This window comes from Oleidesulfovibrio sp., from assembly GCF_047973035.1.
In the GTDB taxonomy this organism is placed as follows: Bacteria; Desulfobacterota; Desulfovibrionia; order Desulfovibrionales; family Desulfovibrionaceae; genus Oleidesulfovibrio.
The window spans coordinates 51807-73988 of record NZ_JBKEBF010000039.1 but is presented as its reverse complement, the minus strand read 5'-3'; the positions used below and the strand labels follow the sequence as shown (position 1 = coordinate 73988).

20 protein-coding genes are annotated in these 22182 nt (G+C 49.1%); 10 read left to right on the top strand and 10 right to left on the bottom strand.

What is annotated here, in order from left to right; genetic code table 11:
- Positions 1-2: 2 nt before the first annotated feature.
- The 5 genes from gcvPA (at position 3) to ACK5LI_RS13795 (ending at position 5858) form a co-directional block, all read left to right on the top strand.
- On the top strand, positions 3-1334 hold the full coding sequence (gcvPA, locus tag ACK5LI_RS13815; protein ID WP_416950352.1) for an aminomethyl-transferring glycine dehydrogenase subunit GcvPA: 1332 nt from the start codon (positions 3-5) through the stop codon (positions 1332-1334).
- Entirely contained in the window at positions 1334-2779 is a 1446-nt protein-coding gene (gene gcvPB, locus ACK5LI_RS13810; RefSeq protein ID WP_416950350.1) for an aminomethyl-transferring glycine dehydrogenase subunit GcvPB, read from the top strand. Before gcvPA ends, gcvPB begins: the two co-directional genes overlap by 1 nt.
- Complete coding sequence (locus ACK5LI_RS13805) at positions 2769-4151, top strand: dihydrolipoyl dehydrogenase family protein (protein WP_416950347.1); 1383 nt, start codon at positions 2769-2771, stop codon at positions 4149-4151. Before gcvPB ends, ACK5LI_RS13805 begins: the two co-directional genes overlap by 11 nt.
- Before the next feature lie 139 nt (positions 4152-4290).
- The gene (locus ACK5LI_RS13800) at positions 4291-5343 is read left to right on the top strand and encodes an OmpA family protein (protein WP_416950345.1); all 1053 of its coding nucleotides are present in this window, start codon (positions 4291-4293) and stop codon (positions 5341-5343) included.
- Between the two features lie 83 nt (positions 5344-5426).
- Positions 5427-5858, top strand: coding sequence for a hypothetical protein (locus ACK5LI_RS13795; RefSeq protein ID WP_416950343.1), 432 nt, complete (start codon positions 5427-5429; stop codon positions 5856-5858).
- Positions 5859-5915: 57 nt separating this feature from the next.
- Here the strand turns inward: ACK5LI_RS13795 and ACK5LI_RS13790 are convergent, their stop codons facing one another.
- From ACK5LI_RS13790 to ACK5LI_RS13765, 6 genes are all read right to left on the bottom strand, one after another.
- The gene (locus ACK5LI_RS13790; protein ID WP_416950341.1) at positions 5916-6119 is read right to left on the bottom strand and encodes a ferredoxin; all 204 of its coding nucleotides are present in this window, start codon (positions 6117-6119) and stop codon (positions 5916-5918) included.
- 93 nt (positions 6120-6212) lie between these two features.
- Positions 6213-6566, bottom strand: a complete 354-nt coding sequence (locus tag ACK5LI_RS13785) for an Hpt domain-containing protein (RefSeq protein WP_416950339.1) — start codon at positions 6564-6566, stop codon at positions 6213-6215.
- Between the two features lie 12 nt (positions 6567-6578).
- Positions 6579-7112: a tetratricopeptide repeat protein gene (locus ACK5LI_RS13780; RefSeq protein WP_416950337.1), complete on the bottom strand. Its 534-nt coding sequence runs from the start codon at positions 7110-7112 to the stop codon at positions 6579-6581.
- 143 nt (positions 7113-7255) lie between these two features.
- Positions 7256-8629 carry a sigma-54-dependent transcriptional regulator gene (locus tag ACK5LI_RS13775; RefSeq protein WP_416950335.1) on the bottom strand — a complete coding sequence of 458 codons (1374 nt, stop codon included), beginning with the start codon at positions 8627-8629 and terminating at the stop codon, positions 7256-7258.
- Positions 8626-10371: a two-component system sensor histidine kinase NtrB gene (locus ACK5LI_RS13770; protein ID WP_416950333.1), complete on the bottom strand. Its 1746-nt coding sequence runs from the start codon at positions 10369-10371 to the stop codon at positions 8626-8628. Before ACK5LI_RS13770 ends, ACK5LI_RS13775 begins: the two co-directional genes overlap by 4 nt.
- Before the next feature lie 190 nt (positions 10372-10561).
- Complete coding sequence (locus tag ACK5LI_RS13765) at positions 10562-13699, bottom strand: AsmA family protein (RefSeq protein WP_416950331.1); 3138 nt, start codon at positions 13697-13699, stop codon at positions 10562-10564.
- Positions 13700-13884: 185 nt separating this feature from the next.
- On the opposite strand from ACK5LI_RS13765, the gene ACK5LI_RS13760 reads away from it, so the two are divergent.
- Complete coding sequence (locus tag ACK5LI_RS13760) at positions 13885-14853, top strand: D-2-hydroxyacid dehydrogenase (protein WP_416950329.1); 969 nt, start codon at positions 13885-13887, stop codon at positions 14851-14853.
- Positions 14854-14958: 105 nt separating this feature from the next.
- On the opposite strand, the gene thiC is transcribed toward ACK5LI_RS13760, so the two are convergent.
- A complete protein-coding gene (thiC, locus tag ACK5LI_RS13755; RefSeq protein ID WP_416950327.1) occupies positions 14959-16248 on the bottom strand; it encodes a phosphomethylpyrimidine synthase ThiC in 1290 nt (429 codons plus the stop codon).
- 161 nt (positions 16249-16409) lie between these two features.
- On the opposite strand from thiC, the gene ACK5LI_RS13750 reads away from it, so the two are divergent.
- Positions 16410-17402 (top strand): glycosyltransferase family protein, encoded by a 993-nt coding sequence (locus ACK5LI_RS13750; RefSeq protein WP_416950325.1) that lies wholly within the window; start codon positions 16410-16412, stop codon positions 17400-17402.
- 38 nt (positions 17403-17440) lie between these two features.
- On the opposite strand, the gene ACK5LI_RS13745 is transcribed toward ACK5LI_RS13750, so the two are convergent.
- Positions 17441-17887: a hypothetical protein gene (locus tag ACK5LI_RS13745; protein ID WP_416950323.1), complete on the bottom strand. Its 447-nt coding sequence runs from the start codon at positions 17885-17887 to the stop codon at positions 17441-17443.
- A 16-nt stretch (positions 17888-17903) separates the two neighbouring features.
- Positions 17904-18239, bottom strand: a complete 336-nt coding sequence (locus tag ACK5LI_RS13740; RefSeq protein WP_416950321.1) for a hypothetical protein — start codon at positions 18237-18239, stop codon at positions 17904-17906.
- Positions 18240-18392: 153 nt separating this feature from the next.
- Between ACK5LI_RS13740 and ACK5LI_RS13735 the strand changes: the two genes are divergently transcribed.
- Positions 18393-19685 carry a radical SAM protein gene (locus tag ACK5LI_RS13735; protein ID WP_416950319.1) on the top strand — a complete coding sequence of 431 codons (1293 nt, stop codon included), beginning with the start codon at positions 18393-18395 and terminating at the stop codon, positions 19683-19685.
- A 51-nt stretch (positions 19686-19736) separates the two neighbouring features.
- On the opposite strand, the gene purM is transcribed toward ACK5LI_RS13735, so the two are convergent.
- Positions 19737-20792 (bottom strand): phosphoribosylformylglycinamidine cyclo-ligase, encoded by a 1056-nt coding sequence (gene purM / locus ACK5LI_RS13730; RefSeq protein WP_416950317.1) that lies wholly within the window; start codon positions 20790-20792, stop codon positions 19737-19739.
- 79 nt (positions 20793-20871) lie between these two features.
- Between purM and ACK5LI_RS13725 the strand changes: the two genes are divergently transcribed.
- Together ACK5LI_RS13725 and amrS are read left to right on the top strand one after the other, a co-directional pair.
- Positions 20872-21153, top strand: coding sequence for a hypothetical protein (locus ACK5LI_RS13725; RefSeq protein WP_416950315.1), 282 nt, complete (start codon positions 20872-20874; stop codon positions 21151-21153).
- A gap of 18 nt (positions 21154-21171) precedes the next feature.
- Complete coding sequence (gene amrS, locus ACK5LI_RS13720; protein ID WP_416950313.1) at positions 21172-22179, top strand: AmmeMemoRadiSam system radical SAM enzyme; 1008 nt, start codon at positions 21172-21174, stop codon at positions 22177-22179.
- Positions 22180-22182: the final 3 nt, after the last annotated feature.

Below are 22182 nucleotides of genomic sequence, written 5' to 3'. Positions count from 1 at the left end.
TGATGCCGTATACTCCCCACACGCCTGATGAAATCCGGCAGATGCTGGATGTTATCGGGGTAAAGAGCATTGATGACCTTTTTGCCGAAATTCCTGCTGACATGCAGCCCCGCAGTTTCGATATTCCCGAAGGGCTCAGCGAAATGGAAGTCTGCGCCAGACTGGAACGCATGGCGGCAAAAAACAGAACAAATCTGGTCAGCTTTCTGGGCGCGGGATTTTATGACCACCATATCCCGAAAGCCATAGACAATCTTGTCTCGCGCGGTGAGTTTTACACTGCGTACACGCCCTACCAGCCCGAAGCTTCCCAAGGTACTCTGCAAGCCATTTTCGAATATCAGACCGCAGTTTGCCGTCTACTTGAAATGGACGTCGCCAATGCCTCGGTTTATGATGGCGGCTCAGCCATTTTCGAAGCTATGATGATGGCAGCCAGAGCAACCAAACGTAAAAAGCTGGTGATTGATGAGGCAGTAAGCCCCATCTACCGCACTATGCTGTCGTCTTATACGTCCAACCTGAACATGGAACTTGTCACAGTACCCCACTGCGAAGGCAAATCTGATAAAGATGCGCTGATTGCAGCTGTGGATGACAAGTGCGCAGCAGTAGTAGTCCAGAATCCGAACTTTTTCGGCGCAGTAGACGATTACACTGAGATTTTCACACATGCACATTCCGTAAAAGCACTCGGGGTTATTTCGGTTTACCCCGTCATGCAGTCTGTGCTTAAGACCCCCGGCGAAATGGGGGCGGACATTGCCGTTGCAGACGGACAATCTCTGGGACTCCCTTTGAGTTTCGGCGGTCCCTATCTGGGCATAATGACCTGCACCACCAAGCTGGCCCGACAGATTCCCGGCCGTATTGTCGGCAGAACCAAGGATCTTGACGGCAAAACAGGTTATGTTCTTACTCTGCAAGCCCGTGAACAGCACATCCGCAGAGCCAAAGCTACATCAAACATATGTTCAAATCAGGCGTTGTGTGCTTTGCGCTCTATTATGCACATGTGCCTGAGCGGACCTGAAGGAATGATTCGCACTGCGGAACTCAGCATGGAGCGCGCTCATTACGCCGCAGACAGGCTGACTGCCATCCCCGGTGTAACGCTGCTTCATGATGCGCCGTTCGGTAACGAATTTGCAGTCAAGCTACCTGTGTGCGCCTACTCTGTAGTCGACAAACTGCTTGAACATGGCTTTGTGGCTGGCTTCCCCCTTGGTGGTTACTACAAAAACATGGACAATGTCCTGCTTGTAGCCTGCACAGAAAAGCACTCCTTTGAACAAATCGGCATCATAGCCGAACTGGTGGGAGGTATGCTGTAATGGAAACTGTATTTTCACAATCCGTTCCCGGTCGCACAGGCACGATTCCACCGGAAGCAGAAGAACGTGCGACAGACTTCATCCCCCAGAATCTGCTTCGCGCCAAACGGCCCGCACTGCCGGAACTGAGCGAGTTGGATGTTGTCCGTCACTTCACCAGGTTAAGTCGTCTTAACTTTGGTGTAGACAGCAACTTTTATCCTCTCGGGTCGTGCACAATGAAGTACAACCCGAAGTTTACCGAGCATGTAGCCGCACTGCCCGGCTTTACCAATCTGCATCCCCTGATGGCACAAATCAAAAGTGCCGGTCTGTACACGCAGGGTGCGCTGGAAGTCATGTACGAAACAGAGCGTCTGCTTTGTGAAATTAACGGCATGAATGCCTTTACTCTGCATCCTATGGCGGGTGCCCACGGCGAGCTCACCGGAGTGATGCTGATTGCGGCCTACCATAAGGATAAAGGTAACAAAAAAACCAAGATCATCTGCCCTGACTCCGCGCACGGAACAAACCCCGCTTCTGCGGCTCTTGGCGGATATGAGGTAGTCAACATCGACTCTAAAGACGGAATCGTCGATCCGGAAGCTCTTGAAGCCGTTCTGGATGATGATGTCGCAGCGCTGATGATGACATGCCCCAACACCCTTGGCCTTTTTGAAAAGCATCTGCCCCGCATCGTGGAAAAACTGCGTTCGGTTGACGCGCTGCTGTACTACGACGGAGCAAACCTCAATGCGATCATGGGTAAGATGCGCGTTGGCGATGTCGGTTTCGACGTTGTCCACCTGAACCTGCACAAAACCTTTGGTACGCCTCATGGCGGGGGCGGTCCCGGTAGCGGCCCTGTTGGTGTCAGCGAACGACTGGAACCGTACCTGCCTGTATCCCGTGTGGACAGGCTGCGCGACGGCAGGTTCTTCCTGAATTATGACTACCCGAAATCCATCGGTTACATGGCGCCGTTCTACGGCAACTTTGGTGTATATATCAAAGCGCTTGCCTACATTATGCGACTTGGTCGTGAAGGAATACCCAAGGCTGCAGAACTTGCGGTGCTTAACGCCAACTACATGCGTAAGCTGATGGAAAACCACATCACTATCCCTTACAACCGCACCTGCATGCACGAATTTGTCGCATCAGCCTGCGATCAGGCCGAATGCGGCTTCCGTGCGCTTGATATTGCCAAGGCGCTGCTGGACAAGGGATATCATGCACCGACAATCTACTTCCCGCTGATTGTCAAAGAGTGCCTGATGTTTGAGCCGACCGAAACTGAAAGTAAAGAAACACTTGATGTATTCATTAAAGACTTGCTCGAAATACTTGAGTCTGGCCGGATCAACCCTGAAGCCCTGCAGCAGGCTCCGGTTAACACGCCAATGCGCAGACTGGATGAAACCCTTGCCGCGCGTAGCATGGTGCTGACCGATGACGCATGAACAGTATGATCTTGTCGTATTAGGGGCAGGCCCCGGCGGAAGCCGGGCTGCCCTTCTTGCAGCACAGGCAGGCATGACAACAGCACTGGTCGAGCAGGATGACCTTGGCGGTACGTGCCTCAACTGGGGATGTATTCCTACCAAGATGCTGCTTGGTGCCACTGCCAGTAAGCCTCTGCTGGATATCCAGAGAAAACAGAAATCAGCTACAGGCGAAATCAACTTTTCTCTGAATGCGTTACAACAGAAAAAAGACCGCTTTATCAAAGGGTCAAGGCAAGCACTCGGTAAGCAGTTGAAGCAAGCCGGAATCACTGTTCTGACCGGCACCGGCTCACTTGCCGGTCCGCATGAACTTGAAGTTGCAACTGCAGAAGGTAGTCAGTCAGTCACGTTCAAAAAGCTGATTATCGCCACCGGCTCCACTCCGGCTTCATTTCCGGGCTTGCAGGCTGACGGAGATTGCGTGTTGGACTCCAGCCATATTCTCAGCCTGACAGAAGCCCCTGAAAGCCTGATCATCGTCGGCGGGGGCGCAATCGGACTTGAAATAGGCGATTTATTTTCCCGTTTCGGAACGCAGATTACCATTGTTGAAGCCCTGCCGCATCTTGCTCCCAGCGAAGATGCAGATATCGGCGAAGCATTACAAAAGGCTCTGAAGCGTGAAGGCTGGACGATACATACCGGAAAACGGGTTTCCAGCCTTGTAACAGAATCCGGCAACGCCAAGCTTACTTTTGAAGATGGTACAGAAATAACGGCTGCCAAAGCTCTGATGGCTGCTGGCAGAGTTCCTGCTTCTACTACATTGCAGCTGGACAAAGCAGGAGTTCAGATCACATCCAGAGGCTGGATCGTTACCGACAACCAGTTACGGGCAGCCGGGAATATATTCGCCATCGGTGATGTAAATGGCAGAACCTTGCTTGCACATGCCGCGGGACATCAGGCCCGCTATGTTGTTTCAGTAATTTCAGGCAAATATGAAGAAGACTATTTGCCCCCTGCCATGCCCTCGTGTGTTTATGGACACATGGAAGTAATGCGCGCAGGAGCCACAGCAAAAGAGTTGCTGGAATCCGGACTTGATGTTTTCGTTTCGCGCGCTGCGCTTATTGCAAACCCCATTGCCCAGTCCTATGGAACAACGCAAGGTTTTGTAAAGGCAGTCTGGATAAAGAAAGAAGAGTCTTTTGAGCTACGCGGTATGGCAGCTACTGGTCATGGAGTGTCACACCTGATAGGAGCAGCAACCATTATGGTTGAGCAACGGTGGCAGCAAAAAAATATACACGATATCATTTATGCACATCCGACTCTGGATGAAGCATTAGAAGCCGCTTTATCCGCACCCTTAGAAGCACTATAATTGAAGGGGCAATTTGCAAAGAATGCCCCTTTTTTATGGAATAGTGTTGTCACAGCCACTTATTCACGCTATATAGACTTCTACAAATCAGTATCGGCCTAGTTTGCCATCTCTCTTTGCTTTTTACGGAGGTAATAGTATGAAAGCAACACTGAACCCCTTCTTCTCACTCCTGCTGGCCATGCTGATCATGGCCCCGGCAATTTCAAATGCCGCAGAAGTGGAGTACACCCCAAAAATTGCCAGCTTCGACGTCTTTGTTGACGATTCCGGCTCCATGATGATGACTCATGAAAAGTTGGACATGCCGAAGATGGAAGTTGCCAAAAAGGCGCTGAGCAAAATCAACGCAGCTATTCCTGCGCTGAACTACGATGCAAGCATGCATCTTTTTGCCCCTTACAAAGAAGTAGTGTCTTATGGCCCCTATTCCAAGTCTGCTCTTGAGCAAGGCATCATGAGCCTTGACTCCGAGCAGGATATTTATGCCCGCCGCACTCCCATGGGTGATGGCCTGCATATGCTCCGCCCTGTGGCTGACAAAATGTCCCGCAAGGCTGCTGTCATTCTGGTAAGTGACGGCGAATCCAACTTCGGTTCTGATCCAGTTGCTCAGGCTCAGGCTCTGTATGACAGCGCCCCCGGCCTTTGTCTGCACGTTGTTTCCGTAGCTGAAACTGAGGCGGGCAAAGCAGTTCTCGACCAGATTGCCGCTCTGAACGGCTGCTCCGTAAAGGCTGATGCAGAAACTCTGCTGGCCGACGAGCAGGCCCTGAACGGTTTTGTACGCGACGTATTCTACGAAGTGCGCGAAGTGGAAGCCCCCGCTCCTGTTGTTGCACCCATCGTAGACGAAGAAGTTATCGTTCTGCGTAGTGTCCAATTTGCTTTCGACTCTGATAAGATCACCAACGAAGCAAGCGACGTTCTGACCGAAGCTGCTGCTCTTATCGAAGAAAATGCAGGCAAGCAGGTAACCCTTGGCGGTCATACTGACAGCACCGGTCCTGAAACCTACAACATGGGTCTGTCTCAGCGTCGTGCTGAATCCGTAAAAGCATTCCTCGTAAAAGAGGGTGTTGACGGAAATCGCATTGACGCTGTAGGATTCGGCGAAAGCAATCCTAAGTTTGACAACAACACCGTGGAAGGAAGAAAGCTGAACAGAAGGGTTGAAATCACCTTCAAGTAAGGCTTTGAAAATGTGAATAGAAACGGCCCGGCGGTGTTCGCTGGGCCGTTTTACATTAACATGTTGCCGGAGACGACAGCTAAATGAAATTCGTACTGGGCTTGGCCTTATGCCTCACCATGCTGGCCGGAAATGCTTTTGCAGGGCAGGATTCTTCAACCACTCATGTTCCACTCAGCCCTAATCCTGCAGTTGCTGCTAAGCTGATTGCCTTTGCCGACAGCAAACTGAAATCGATCAGCGCTAATATCAAACCCTCTGTTCACTCCAAAGAAATTGTACAAGAAAATGGAGAGTATATAGCCAGATATCTTTCCATCAATACAGAAAACCTGACCACCAGAGTGAAGCAGTCCGCGGCTTCCGGCAGGTATATCGGCATCATCAAGTATCATGAGATGGTTTACGAAGCCCGGGGCAAAACCCCCTCAGAAGCCATGAGTGGCCAATTTGATATTGTTAAAGCAAGAAGAGTTACAGAAATAGTCAGATATACAAAAGGCTCCTGGATGTAACAGAAAAGCTGGCCCGGAATACCGGACCAGCTTTTTTTCTTGCAAATTAGTAACTGGCTATTCGTCGTATTCAAAACAACCTTCAGGGCAGAAAGCCATTAACTCATGCGCAACATCATCAGGGGCAACATCGGAAAGCAGCATGGGACGCTCGTCTCCTTCCATCCATGCAACATAGTCAGGAGCAATTTCAACACACGCCCTGCACCCATTGCACCCTGCAGAAATCAAAGAGATATCTCTTCCATTTTCAATTGTCATTGAAGCCTCCTGGCGAACGTTGGGTTATCTTTATCCCTTTCTTTTCATATAGGTACCAACATTAACGCTAGCAAGGCGTTCCTTCGTAAAAAATTATGAGGATGTCATTCCGGCTTCATGCAAAATAATCTCAACTTCAGACTTCACGCAATCGGCTTCATCAATAAGCGCTGACCATGCTTGCCTAATAGAATCTTCTTTGCCTTCGGTTGCAGCGTTTTCAAGAGTTGCCGCACAAAAAGCCAGTTGAGAGGCACCAATAGTTCCTGCCGCCCCCTTCAACGCGTGTGAAGCTTTATACAATCCGTTAAAGTCTGATGACTCTGACAAAGTTTTCATCTTTGCTAAACGCTCATCAAAGTCACCGATAAATATCCCCAGCATTGTTCTGATCAGATCTTTATCACCAAACCGGGAATACAACTTTTCATAATCAATACATTTCATAGAAGCATCCCATCAGGGGATATAAGGACTGGGCAAAGAAGAAAGCCTGTTCAAACCGGCATCGGAATAAGCAGCCGGAAGCTCAGGATCATGTTTGACTCTGGAAAGGTACAGTCCATATGCAGCTTGAACGGATACATCCACTGACTGTGCAACAGAGGCAAGATCTGAATCATTACTGTTTTCCACTGCCCAAAGAGCAGTATAAACAGCTTTTCGTACTTCAAAAGCGTCAGGTTCACACTGTCGCCAATCTAAAATTGCCTGATGCCGGTCTCCCACAACAAGATGGACAAGACCACTCCAGTAAAATGCGAACTCCGCTACGTCAGGGTGGGCTTTCAGCGCATCCAATAAATCGAGAGCCTGCTGATACTGTTGCGTCTTATAAAGTACAAACGCATAGCGGACGCGGCTTCGCAGGTCGGAACATGCATCAGCCAGACAAGATTCATATGCTTGTCCGGCATCATCGTACCGGCTTTGCAACAGCGCCTGATAACCGCTCTGATTGGCTGAGCAGCCGGAAACAGCTAAAGCCAGCATAATCGTGACTGCGTAAAACCATTTAGCACCATGGGAGAAAAGCACCACAGCCCCTCACATTTTTGTTACGCTAATACAGCCTAGGTAACTATCTATAAAAGCATACTTACTGAAAAAGCGCAAAATACAATGGGGCCAGGTGGTTAATTTCTTTTCGTCAGGCCAAATTTTTTCAACTTATACTGCAGCGTTCGTCGACTGATTCCCAAAGCGTCAGCCGTCTTTTCTCTATGCCCGCCGTGTGCGTCCAAAGCTTTCAGCAAGGTGTCTCTTTCAGCTTCATCAAAAGATGGTACAGCAGGCAGCAATGCACCACTATGCGCTTGTGTTTCTCTCTTTGAAGAGCCTTCCAAAAGCTGCGCAGGCAATGACTCCGGACCAAGAATATCAGAGCGGCTGAGGATCAAAGCCCGTTCAAGGACATTTTCAAGCTCACGGACGTTGCCCGGCCATGAATAGGCTATCAAAGCATCCAGAAACTCGGGGCTTACACTTCTAACTTCCTTCCTGTTCTTCCGGCTTAACTTATCCATCAGCCTGCTGACCAGTAACGGGATGTCATCAATATGCTCTCTCAAAGGAGGAGAAATCACTTCCAGAACATTCAGCCTGAAAAATAAATCTTCACGAAACTCACCGCCTTCTACAGCTTTTCGTAGGTCGCGGTTCGTCGCTGCTATTATTCTTACATCAACTTCTACCGGTTTGATCGCCCCCAAAGGTTCAATCACACGTTCCTGAAGTGCCCGCAGCAGCTTGGCCTGAAGCTCAACCGGCATTTCGCCAATTTCATCCAGAAACAGTGTTCCACCTCGCGCAAGCTGAAAACGACCGGGCTTATCCTTAACTGCGCCGGTAAAAGCACCTTTTACATAACCGAATAATTCACTTTCCAGCAGGTTGCCCGGCAACGCCGCGCAGTTGACTTTTACCAACGGCTTGCCTTGCCTTACGCTTGCTTCATGCAACGCTTCCGCGATTAATTCTTTACCTGTGCCGGACTCACCCATGATAAGCACGGTAGCTTCGCTTGGTCCCGCCTGACGGATAAAGTCCAACACTCTGAGCATTGCAGGGCTTCCCCCCACAATGTTCAGAGAAGGATCCCCCTGCCCCAGCTTGCGTCGCAGATTCTGGTTTTCTGCGAGCAGCAGGGAATACTCCCATCCTTTTTCCAGTACAGCGGTCAGCTCATCATTGTCAGCGGGCTTACTGAGATAATCGAACGCGCCCTTCTTCATTGCTTCAACAGCTGATCCAACGGTACCATAGGCTGTAAGCATAATCACCGGCAATTCAGGATAAATTTCATGAATCCGTGCAAGAGTCTCCTTACCGTCCATTCCAGGCATACGCATGTCCAGCAGAACAACATGAACTGAATCTGTCCCCAGAAACGAAAGTCCTTCTTCGCCACTTCCGGCTTCGAACACCTTCCATCCGGCGTCTTCCATTACGGCCCTGACCATCAGGCGATGGCCTGGTTCATCATCTATAACGAGCAATCGCTTGATCATGCATCCCTCTCGGTTTCATCAACGGTACGTTGTACATCTTCAGTCGTATCAACTTCAGGGAAGAACAACCCGACAGTTGTTCCTTGCCCCTGCAAAGAGTCGATAATAGCTTTACCACCGTGGTCGCGCATTGTTTTATGGACAAGTGCAAGGCCAAGGCCCGTACCTTTCTTTTTAGTAGTATAAAATGGCTCAAAGGCCTGCTCTGCCTGTTCTTTTGTCATACCACCTGCAGTGTCACGTACAAAAACCCAGACACCGTCTTTAGCCATTCCCGATGCCACATCAACCTGTCTGACAGGACTATTCGACTCGCGCAGCGCATCAAGGCTATTCAGGACAAGGTTAAGCAAAGCCTGCTTCAAGGTATCCTCATCAGCCCAGACTTCTTCCGGCCCAAGGCTGACCACCAATGAAATCTTTCGTTCATCGAGGTCAAAGCGAACAAGGTCTTCAACCTCTGAAATAAGGCGCCTGAGTGGAACAAGCCTCGGACTTACCCTTCTCGGGCGGGCAAGGTAAAGCAGATCTGTGATGACCCTGTTAAGCCGGTCCGCTTCCCGCACCATAGTCTGTGCGTAGACTTCTTCCGGCTGCTTCTCCTTGAATTTTTTAGCAAAATATTGAGCAAAGCCTCGTAACGCACTCAACGGATTCCGGATTTCATGAGCCACACCGGCGGCAAGCGTTCCTACCGCGGCAAGCTTTTCTGCATCACTAAGGCTTTTTTCAAGAGTACGAATCTGGGTTCTGTCCCGCAGAATCACCAGACGGGAAGGCTCTTCGGCATCACCGCTTTCCGGCATCTTCACGCTCAAAATTTCAAGATGCGCCCCGCGGACACTCTCCTGCCGCCATCCGGCAGTTTCTGAATCGGGAGCAGCAAGGCAACGGCGCATTTCATCAGGAAGATCCGTCAGTATCTTTCCCGCAAGCCCATCGCCCCTGGCTTGCAAAATACCATTTGCGGCAGGGTTGGCTGCCATTATGGTGCCATTCATTCCTACAGTGACAAGACCATCCGGCAGGTTATCCAGCAGCTTCACCTGAAAACGTTCGAGCTGACGTGCTTTGCCAGCCATTTCACGGCGCTTGATAAGGCCCATGGCAAGCGCCCAGATAAGAACAGCGGCACCCAGAATATACGCAGCCTGAAACAAAGCGTTCTGTCTGAACTTGCGGTAGATGGCTTGATGCTTTGCCATATCAAGGCCGACAACAAGAAATGCAGGTAAAGGTTCGCCTGTTTCTGCCCTCGGAATGCTCATACTGCCGGTATTGCCCGGCAGAATCCGCTTGCCATAGACATAAGCACTTTCTACGCCGAAGCCGACGCGTCCATGCCACTCGCCGGATTGCGCCAGTGTTCTGAGGGCATCAGGAGGAAAAAGAATAGTGCCGGACTCTCCACTCGCTCTTGAGGTCAATACCCGCCCGCCGTGCTTATCAATCAGCCCGACAAAAAGAACTTCTCCGCTCTGCTCCAGTTCTCTGAAAAACTCTGCGGCTCCGCTGCCAAAGGTGGCATCACCGGCCTCATCGATTGTCATACTCCGTCGCAATGAGCTATCCACAGCCTGCAAAACGGAACGGGATGCCAGAATCAGGTGTTGCATTCCCGCATCTTCCTGCTGAGACAACACCTGACCGGTAGAAACAATCAGGCTTAACCCGACTGTCACCAGCGTTAGCACGGCGATAATCAGCGTGCTTCGTTCACGTTTATAATCTGCAACTTCCATAAAAGTATCCTGTTGAGATAATCCGGCTTTGCACATGAAAAACATGTGCCAAACGAATTAAAGTCATAAAATCAGACCAGTAGAAACAGATCTTCACAAAAAAAGCCTTTTCATGCACAAAATAGTGCAAGAAAAGGCACAAAAATACAAGTCGCGCACTGCACAACTTGCACAAGATGCAAAAAGTGAACTATGGTGAAGTGCCATCAATCAACTTATCCGCAGCCTTCAAAGGCACAGAAATGATTCCGCGGATAATACTAAAAACACCTCCTCCGATATTACCTATTGTCCGAGGCAAAATCTCAAGGTGTTTCACGTTCACGTTGGGATCGTACATAGAGCCGCGCAACCGCACAGGAAAGCTTGGGATGCGTGCAAATGAAACGATTGCCGTATAGTCAATAAGCTCACGTCCAAGGTCTACATCGCCCTTACCTGTAATGGTGATAAGCGGACCGGACAAATTGAAGTCGTCATTGCGCAGCACGCCTCTGGTCATTGAACCGGAAGCACTGGCTGCGGAAAAGCTATATGAAACAGGTTTATCTTTTCCTTCTTCCTGCTTTCTCAGGCTATATTCACCGTTCCGGACAACAAATTGCCAGTTTCCGTCAAGTCCGGCCGGTACATCCGCAGAAGAATCAACTACGCCTGCGACATCAAATGAAATATCAGCAGTGCCGGTCACGTAGGCATCGCCTGCAAATCTTGTTGTAAGCTTGCCGAAATCCACTTCCTGAAAGCTGAAAGAAGCTTTTGTTGTAAGCCCCTTAGTATCCGTCAGGTCGCCTCTGAATGATCCGCTTACGGTACCGCCGTATAGCTGCGCTCTCAAGGGTTCTACAGCAACACGCCCTCCGGCGCAGCTTAACGATGCCTGAACGTCGGAATAAGCCATATTCTTATAAATCAAGTGCCCCAGAGAAACTACACCTTGCAGAGTAAGTTTACGCAATCCCGAAAAGTCAAAGGGCTTATCTTCAGGCTGCCCTTTAGCAGCCTTTGGAAGATACCTGTCCATATCTACATTATCTGCATCAAGGACAAAAGAATAAATCTGCTTTTCAGGCAAAGCCTCGACTGAAGCCGCAAAGACAGTTTTATCTATCTGCCCTTGTGCAATTTCCAGATTGAGGCGCTTTCCCGCATATCGGAATTGCCCTGAAAGTTCCGCATAATTCAATACACGCGGATCCGGCGGCAGAAAGCTATCCTTACCCCAAACAGTACTCACAACACGACGAACAGGAATCTCATTTACATCAAACGTTCCGTTCCATGCCTCATCGGAATATATATCCTTCGTTGAAGCATCCCATCCGGCTTTAATTCCGATAAACTCTGCATTTCCATCTGAAACTTGAACATTGCCCCGTATCAGGTCAGCCGTAACACGTCCTTCATATGTAATTACTCTAGGTTCTGTTCCCGAAGGCAGTTCAATCGGCATTTTTCGGATAATTTTAAAGCGTGCATTATGAAGTGCCTCGGGAAGAAGGCTCAAAGGATCAAGTGCAACAGGCCCGATTAAGGAAAACGAAGTATTATCTGAGGCACTGGAACGTTGTGCCCCTTTAAGGTTCCAATAGTATGGCAGAAGTCCTTTCTGCTTATCAGGATCGGCACTTTTGCCATCCATTTTTAAAGCAAAATCAAACCGTTCAAAAGGAACACGTTGCAGTTCAAAAGAGCCGCCGGCAAGCCGCTTGCTTTTTACAGCAAAGAAACCGGAAGAAATATCAACATCAAGCCTGCCGTGTAAATCTGCCAACAACCCTTGAATAGTAGAAGCATCGGCAACCACATCTGCCCGTGCGTTCAAAATGCCGCCCGCAACCTCTTTGCCGGCCAGCAGCTTGGCAGGTATGTCTATACTGACATTTTGCACATCCACCTGAAACCCGAAGTCATCACGAATATCAAGAAGTGATTTTACAGAGCCCCCATAAATAGATGCAACGTCATATGAGGTGTACGTGCCCTGTTCTGAGGGCCAGCACCTGAAAGACAGACCCTGCCCTTCAAATCCAAAGACGGAAAAGTTGTCTGCGGCAACACGGATATCATACCCGATGCCGGACTCATCATCGTCGGCAGAATCTTCAAAAAGCAGCACCGGCGGCTCATTGCCGATTCTTCGTGGCAAAGTTGCAGGAGGAGTTACAGACAGTTCGGGGAAGACTTTGTTTACATCAATAGACCGGCCACTTACATCAATAGAGATGACAGGTTTTGCAAAGTCATAAACGCCGCCTTTGCCACTCAAAGGCATACCAAGCACAGATGCCTGAAGAGCGGAAACCACAAGACCGTTCTTATCCATCTGAAAAGTCAGAGAGCCGCTTAAGTCATCGAGTGCATGCTGAAGGCTGTCCGGCAGATATTGACCGAACTCAAACCAGAACGGCAAACTGAGATGTGCAACGCTCACATCACCATTCAGGACTAGCTGGTTCCAAAATCCGATCAGTTTTACTTCGCCGGAAAGTTCAGCACGGTCGAGTGAAGCTTTCGCCAGAACAATATCCAACAGCCCCTGCTGAATATCGTAATCAATTCCGGTATCCAAAGTTGCCGGAAGCTGGCGTCCCAGAATGGTGACAATTCCTTCACTTTTAAGGCTTCCCAATACCCGCTGAATGTTCTCTGTATCATCCACAACCATCTCGCCGATGATAGAAAAATTCTGCTTAATAATGGTGTTGTTTAAAGCAATTTCTCCGTCAACGGAAAAGGTTCTGGCTTCTCCTCCGGTTAAGGAGAGATTCAGCTCAGAGGCGGAAAGAGCAATATTATTTTGCCTGTCCTCAAGTTGAATCGTACCGTCCATCATGCGGAAACCATCAAAACTGCTGTCTGCAAGTTTAAATGGCAATTCAGGCTGCAAGTCTGCAGGGGCTTCTAACCTGTTGGTCCCACCAAAAGCTTCGGCCAGAGCTTGCCAGTTCGCGCGCCCGTCTACCTCTCGCACTAATGAAATTACAGGCCGTTGAATATTGCTGTGCCCCAATTCAAATATCCCGCTGAAAATTCTGTTCAGCTTAAACTGAACAAGAACCTTTTCTGCGGTTAACAGAGGCGAAGAGGAAACAAATCCCTCGGGTTGATCAACAACGATATCCTCTGCCTCTAAACCAGGCACCGGAAAAAGCGCCAGATTCACAGGGCCATTAATATGGCAACTTGTTTCCAACTGTTTAGTTAACAAGTCCTCAAGGGTAGCCGAGAGAAAATCAGAATCAAAAAGTGTGACTGCCGCAATAAGGACAGTTGCGACCAAAACGCATAACGCACCGGCAAAAACCCATAATATTCTCTTATGCACTATGCAACTCTCCGAAACATCAGACATTCATTTTTTCAAACAATAATGATAAAATATGTAACTGAAAAATGCTATAGCTGAACACTCCGGCAAGGCACATTACCCTTTGTTGCCAAGTCAGCAACCCGTAACACACAACTTTGCCAAAACGATTGCATACAGCAAATTCAGACACAGAGGGCGCAATGAACATTACTGTTTTAGATGGCTATACATTAAATCCCGGCGATAACCCTTGGGACAAAATTCAAACTTTCGGGAAAGTGATAACTTACGACAGAACCGCACCGGAAAACATACTCACCAGAGCTCAAGGTGCTGACATTCTTCTTACCAATAAAGCAAGGCTTACAGCAGACATCATTAACGCTTTGCCGGAATTGAAGTTTATTTCTGTTCTTGCAACTGGTTATGACGTGGTGGACATTGCAGCTGCAGCAGGCAAAAAAATTCCCGTATCCAATGTTCCGGGTTACGGAGTAGAAGCTGTCGCACAGCATACCATGGCGCTGTTGCTGGAACTTTGCAGAAGAACTGCCCACCATGACAGCCTTGTCAAACAAGGCGTCTGGACTGCTGCGCCGGACTGGTGCTTCTGGGACGGCACACAAAGAGAGCTTACAGGCCTTACCATGGGGGTCATCGGCTTTGGCAATTCTGGCAGACGCGTTGCGGAACTGGCAAACGCATTCGGCATGAACATTCTTGCTTATGCCCCGCGACCGAAGGCCGCTCCGGCTTACAACAACTTTAGATTCTGCCAACTGGATGAACTGCTTGCTGAAGCTGATGTCGTCTCTCTGCATTGCCCCCTTACCAGCGAAAACAAACACCTGATAAACGCAGAACGTATTCAAACCATGAAAAACGGCGCAATAGTCCTGAACACAGCCCGAGGGCCGTTGATTGATGAAAATGCACTGGCTGACGCTTTAAACGCCGGAAAGCTGGGAGGAGCGGGCCTTGATGTTACAGAGGTTGAGCCCCTGCCCGCGGACAACACTCTTATGAATGCCGCTAACTGCCTGATAACGCCACACATCGCCTGGTCTACACTAACGGCAAGAAAAAGGCTTATGGACATTACAGCTGAAAACATACGGGCATTCATCAAAACAGCCCCTCAACATGTCGTCAACTCGCATCTCATGTAAATAGTAAACGGCCTGTGATGAGCACATCACAGGCCGTAATCTCTTCGAACTTACGCAAAAGCAAGTCGGCAAGCCGCCATCCCGCCTTTATCATGTGTAAAAAGCTTACAGTTTACCCATAGGGTCGTCACGAAGCATTTTTACTGCGCAGAACTTACCGCACATAGCGCATTCTTCTTCATCTTTGTGTTCGCCACGGCGCTCATCAATTTTGGGAGCATCAAGGGCGAACTTTTTCATTGCATCCCAGTCCAGATCTTTACGGGCGCGCGAAATACCTTCTTCACGCTCCAGTGCAGCAGCTCTGCCAAGAGCTACTTCACCGGCCTGTGCAGCAATACGAGAAGCCACAACACCAGCGTGCACATCTTCCATCGAAGGCAAAGTCAGGTGCTCTGCAGGAGTGAGATAGCACAGGAAGTCAACGCCGGCCTCAACCGCTATGGCACCGCCAATCGCACCGGCAATGTGGTCATAACCGGGGCAGGAATCAATGGTCAGCGGTCCGAGAACATACAAAGGCGCATTATTAGTCATACGCTTGATGGTCTGAATCTGGCTGCGCACCTGATTAAAAGGAACATGCCCGGGGCCTTCGATCATGCACTGTGCACCCTCTGCAAGTGCTTTCTTGGCCAACTGGCCAAGAACCATGACTTCTTCATACTGTGCAGCATCACCTGCATCATGGCCAGCACCGGGGCGCAGACCATCACCGAGAGAAAATGTCACGTTGTGCTTTCGGCAGATTTCAATCAAACGGTCAAAGCCGGTCAGCAGCGGGTTTTCTTTATTGTTGCGCAACATCCATCGAGCCAGAATCGATCCGCCACGGGAAACAATACCCAGCAGACGGCTGCCGTCAGTAGCAAACTCGGCCCCACGGCGGGCCAGTCCGCAGTGTACAGTGATAAAGTCAACACCCTGCTCCGCCTGCTTTTCAATTTCTTCAAACAGTTCTTCAGGGTCCATGCCTGCGGGGTCTTTATCCGCATCAAGGTAGCGCTGCGCCACGGAGTACATAGGAACTGTACCGAGAGGCAGTCGCGTATTGGCAAGCATTTCGCGACGGATGCTATCCAGATCACCTGCAATGGAAAGATCCATAACAGTATCTGCACCAGCATCAACCGCAACCTGCAACTTGCGCATTTCGCAGGGAACGCTGTTTTTAAGAGGAGAAGTACCGATGTTGGCATTCACCTTTACGCTGGCAGGCTGACCTACAAGCGTCGGAAGCACATCAGGGTGAGAGGGGTTGGCAAGCAGAACCATAGTCCCGTTCTGAATACCAGCACGAATAGCGCCTTCGGAAAGACGTTCACGCGCTGCCAGATCGGCAATGTGCTGCTCAAGCACGCCGGAAAGCGCACTGTTCAAAGTAAGAATAGACATAACAATCTCCCAGGCTTGTGTATATCGCAAGTCGGGGAGGGGCCACGGAACAAACACACAACGTCCAACGTATATATTGACCTACTTCAGATAGCAATACAAAAGCTGTACATACAAACCGCAGCATTGCGTTAACAGGCCGTAAGGATTAAAAAGAAACCATGTATAAAATTTTTTGGCTTGGCAGCCCCTTTTTTGCCCCCTCTATTACGACTTCTGAATGCACAGTTGTACAACACGACTTTAAGCAGCACGAAACGTTCAGCTGGGATGACATTGTACTACATGCGGGCTTTACACCGGATATTGTAGTGGTGGCGGATAAAAGCCGCCCGCCGTTTGTCAGAGGCATTGAAAGCTTTCCATGCCTTACAGTCTTTTTATGCATAGATTCCCACATTCACAGTTGGTATCCTCGCTACGCTCAGGGGTTTGACCTCTGCCTTGTAAGCCTCCGCGATCACCTGAAGTTGTTCCAGAATATGCGCCTTGAAGATGACCATATCCTGTGGATGCCTGCCTTTGCCAAAGACCATGACCAGCCTTTACCGGCAGAGCCCCTATGGGATGTGCTCTTTGTAGGTACAGTCAATAAAGAAATCACGCCTAAGCGTTTAATTTTTCTTGAACACTTACGCACCATTCTCGGCGACCGCCTTCACATCACTCAAGGGGACTACAGAACGCTGTATCCAAAAGGCAAAGTCATCCTTAACTATTGCGAGCACGGTGACCTTAACTTCAGAGTATTTGAAGCGCTCGGATGTGGCGGGTGCTTGGTGACTCCTGCAATCGCTAATGGACAGCAGGAACTGTTTTGCGACCGGAAGCACTTTTTAACATATCAGCCTGATAACGCGGAAGACGCTGCCCGTAAGGCCCTGACGCTGCTGAATACCCCGCAATTAAGAGCCACGCTGGCTGCACAAGGAAATGCAGAAATAAATAAAGCCCACAGGGCATCACATCGGGCAGCAGCGTTTTTAGAAGCTCTCAAGAAAATAGACATCAAAAAAACAGTGGATGAACGCTGCGCCAAAGCAGCATCCATCCACCAACAGTATCTTCGTTTTCTCTATCTGCTTCATGCAGAATCTTCTGAAGCGCCGGCAGCCAGAGCACTCTATCTGGCAGAAGCAAAGCGGTACAGTTAAGATGAAGCGTTTAGCGAACTACACATCCGGACCTATGATTATGTCTCCATCTTATCGAAGGCGTCTTTCATAGATTGCAGTTTTTCTCTGGTAATCATATCCAGCATGATCAGCAATTCTTCATAACTCATCGGGCTACCAGTCTGCGCTTTATAGCGCTCAACCTTTTTCAGCTGATCCGTCGTAATTCCGCCGCGATGTACCAGATAGTCCATAAAACGCATTGCATCTTTAGTGCTTTCTGCGTCTGTAGAAGTGAAAGAAGCTTCCATGGCAGCAAGTTTGATCTGCCCCTCAAGAGAAGAAATAGACTCTCCGAGTCTGGTCTCTTCATCTGCCAGCTGCGAAAGATGCAAATTTAACTGTGCATTTTTGCGTTCAAGCTGATGTATAGCCTGATTAAATTCCTGCGACTTACGCCGGAATAATGTAAAAAGAACGGCTGCAGCCGATAGGGAAGCCAAAAGAAGAAACATGTAATCCATAGGCTAGCTACCCGCTCTATTCATGCAGAATGAATTCCGTTATATTATCGTCCTGATCAGTCCTGTCCTGCTTCTCCGGCAGACGCGGTGCGTCAAGGCTGGTTGCAACCCTGCGTGAAGTACGCTGCAGCTTGTCCGGTTGTGCGCCTCCGACGTGCCTTCGAGCCAGAGCATTGAGCACATCAAGCCGTTCTTCAATGCTGCGAAGCTGATCAAGCATTGCTGAGCGCTCTGACCTCAAGCTACGCGAAAGGTCATCAAGACCGCGCAACATAAAGAAAAACATAACCATGAGCCCGACAAAGCAAAGCAACATGAACACCATGAAGGGTGTCAGCATTTCTTCAAACATGAGAAAAAGTTACTCCATAATTATGAACTTATTTTTCACAAAGGCAGTGTGCTATGCAGAACAATTTCCCTTGCCCGCTGCTTTTGCTTTCCGTAAGAACTTCCGTTTAGCATAAAAGGCATTATAGCCACAATAGTTGCCGGAGGACGCACCATGGCATCATCCAAAATACAGCCCAGACTCCTTGTTGCAGACAAGGATGGCAATATATACGATCACCCCGACCTGCTAATGGTCTGCCGTAGAGGCCATGAATTTGCCCTGCCAAGACCTGATGAGCTTATGCCACTGCCGGAAGAAAGCGATATTTTTCTTCTGCCCGGCCGCAATGCGCTTGGCCTGTCGCAGGAAACAGGGCGAATTGAAGCACAGGAAGAACTGGCAGTAGCAGCTTTTGCTGCCCCTGCACATACGTTAACAGCCCATGCCGCGTATGCAAGCCAGCATGACGCCCCTACTTTGCCTCTTTTTGCCTACGGAGCCGTAGGTTTCGCAAATGGCCGATTCTACATATGCGCCAAAAGAGTTGATCAGGACGACAGGCAGGTCTTCAAACATATATCTAAAAAGCTTATAAAAAAGAACGCGCATGCTCTTATGAAGCAATATCCGGACAACCGGTTGATGCAGCATCTGATGAGTAATTGCGCCCTGACATACTGTTGCCCCGCAGCGCGCAACCTTACGCTTGGAAGATTTGAAGCCCCCCTGCCCACATCACGTGCCTGTAATGCCCGTTGTGTTGGTTGTATTTCACAGCAGGATGATGGCTCCCGTATTTGCAGCACCCCCCAGAATCGCCTCAGCTTCACGCCTACAGCAAAAGAGATTACCGAGGTAATGATGCATCACGGCCGTGCCGAAACTGAAAAGCCCATCTTTTCTTTTGGTCAAGGCTGCGAAGGCGAACCTCTGACAGAAGCCGTGATAATCGCAGAAGCAGTGCGCTCATTCCGCCAGCAAGGCGGCAAAGGCACCGTAAACGTGAACACAAACGCATCACTGCCCAATGCCGTAATCGAACTTGCAGAAGCAGGCATAAGCTCAATCAGAGTAAGCCTCAACAGCGCCCGTGAAGAGGTCTATAACCGTTACTATCGCCCGAAGGGGTACACCTTTGCCGATGTACGCAGATCAATTACAGAGGCACACAAAAGAGGCATTTTTGTATCTCTGAATCTGCTCTATTACCCCGGAATTTCTGACTGTGAAAAAGAGCTTGATGCGTTAAATGAGCTTGTTGGAACGGAAAAAGTAGATTTCATCCAACTTCGCAACCTGAACATCGATCCGGAAATGTATCTTGAACTGCTTGAAGGAATTGAATTCGGCCCAAGTGCAGGATTTATCAACTTTCGCAGAAGACTACGCAAGGCAAATCCCTGGCTTAAATTCGGGTACTTCAACCCTCATCTTCCCCTTGAAAAAGAACAAGCCCCCACATAAAAACAAAAAAGGCCGGAGACGCTGTCTCCGGCCTTTTTAATATCCAAGCTGCTAAGCAAAGTTGATGAAAACCTGCTCTTCACTTTCCTCTTTACGTCGTTCGACAGTGCCAATGGCCCATGCAGGCTGCTCAAGAGCAGCAAGACGACCTAGTACATCATCTGCTTCATCCTGACCGACGATCAACACGTAGCCAACACCGCAGTTAAATATCTGCAGCATTTCAGGCCAGCTGAGTTCGCCTTGTTCTTTCAGCCAGTTGAAAACAGGCAGCACGGTCCACGTTCCGAAGTTGATATGCGCATCAACAGAGGAAGGCAGAATACGGGGCAGGTTATCATAGAAACCGCCGCCGGTAATATGCACCATGCCTTTGACTTGAAAATCACGCATGATATTACGCACAGTCTCTACGTAGATTTGAGTGGGAGCCATCAATACGTCACGGACTTTAGAATCCGTACCGGGCATCAGGTCATCCGCGCCAAGGCCGCTTTTTTCAAACAGCTTACGGACCAATGTGTATCCATTAGAATGGACTCCTGTTGAGCCCAGACCGATAAGGGTATCACCCACACGGATATCGGAGCCATCAACAATGCGGCTATTGTCGGCGATACCCACGCAGAAACCGGCAAGATCATATTCGCCGGGGCCGTACATATCAGGCATTTCTGCGGTTTCGCCGCCCAGCAAAGCGCATTGAGCCTGACGACAGCCCTCAGCCACACCGGCTACGACCTGTGCGGCTGCTTCGACGTCAAGCTTGCCGGTAGCAAAGTAGTCTAAAAAGAACAGAGGCTTTGCGCCTTGAACTAAAACGTCATTCACGCTCATGGCAACAAGGTCGATACCTACTGTATCGTGCTTGTCAAACATGAAAGCGAGCTTGAGCTTTGTACCGACTCCATCGGTGGATGAAACAAGTACCGGCTCTTCCATGCCTCCCAGATCAGGTTTGAACAGGCCGCCGAAACCACCGATGTCAGAAATAACACCTTTGGTATGAGTACTGGCGACCATGGACTTGATTCGCGAGACAAGAGCGTTCCCGGCATTGATATCAACCCCCGCCTCGGTGTACGCTTTTGCACGATCCTCAGGCATGTAACTTGCTCCTTGCAGGTTGCTTCAGATTTCGGAACGCATTCATAGGCTTTTAGAGCTTTGAACGCAAGGGGGCCTTATGCAGCATCAAACCCGCTTACACAGCATCATCACTGTATTTTTTGCTACGATTACAGGCATATGTATTTTTGCAAATGCGCAAATTTTTGCTTCGGAAAATATCCATACACAAAAGAAATCCGGGGTTCGCATCGGTACCTCCGGCAACGGAACAATAATTGAGCGGAATGAACGCGGGGATTTGATTATGAAAACCAAACCGCAACCCCGAAAACAGGCACAAAATGCGACTAATCAAATTCTCATAATTACGCCTGAAATCAAAATCCCTATCAAATAACTTTCTTTAGGAACAGACATGCGCCCTGCTATTTTGTGGAAATCAAGACCGGATAATCACGTACAATGTGTATTGTGCGCTCACTTTTGCAACATTGCCGATGGCGAGACAGGCAAGTGCCATGTCCGTATGAACTGGCAAGGTGAGCTATACACTCTTGTAGCAGATACGATAGCTGCTCTTAATATTGACCCTGTTGAAAAGAAGCCGCTATTTCACTTTTTGCCCGGCACAGAAACGTTATCCTTCGGTACACAAGGATGTAATTTTAGCTGCTTGTTCTGTCAGAACTTCCAACTGTCCCAGCCTCTACCTGATTCTGGATTCGTTCTGGGGACAACGGTTTCCCCAGAAGAGCTGATCAGGCACGCGCTTAGAGCAGGAACAAAAAGTATTTCATATACGTATTCAGAGCCAACAATTTTTGCCGAGCTTGCCAGCCAGACAGCGGAACAAGCTTGTGAGCACGGGCTAAAAAACATTTTAGTCTCCAACGCGTTTCAAAGCCCTCAAGCCTTATCCCTTCTCAAAGAGATAATTCACGCTGCAAACTTTGACCTGAAATCATTTTCGGACGCTTTTTATCAAAACATCTGTGGCGCACGGCTTAAGCCTGTTTTAAATACAATCAAAAAGGCCAGAAAATTCGGCTGGTGGATTGAAATCACTACCTTGCTGATTCCGGGATATAACGATAGCAAAAGTGAACTGGAAGCAATCGCCAACTTTATACATGACGAGCTGGGCAAAGACGTTCCGTGGCATGTTTCTCGTTTTCATCCTACGTTCAAACTACTCAAAGCCCCTCCAACTCCTATATCTTCAATTGAACGAGCTTTGGAAGCCGGTAGCAAATACGGGGTGCGCTACGTGTATTCCGGCAACATTCCCGGCCACAAGGCTGAGAATACCTACTGCTACAAGTGCGGTCAGTTGCTAGTTTCCCGCATCGGATTTACAACTACATACAACGGGGACGGCACATGCCCCGCCTGCGCTGTAAGACACGCAGGAGTATGGAAATAAGGG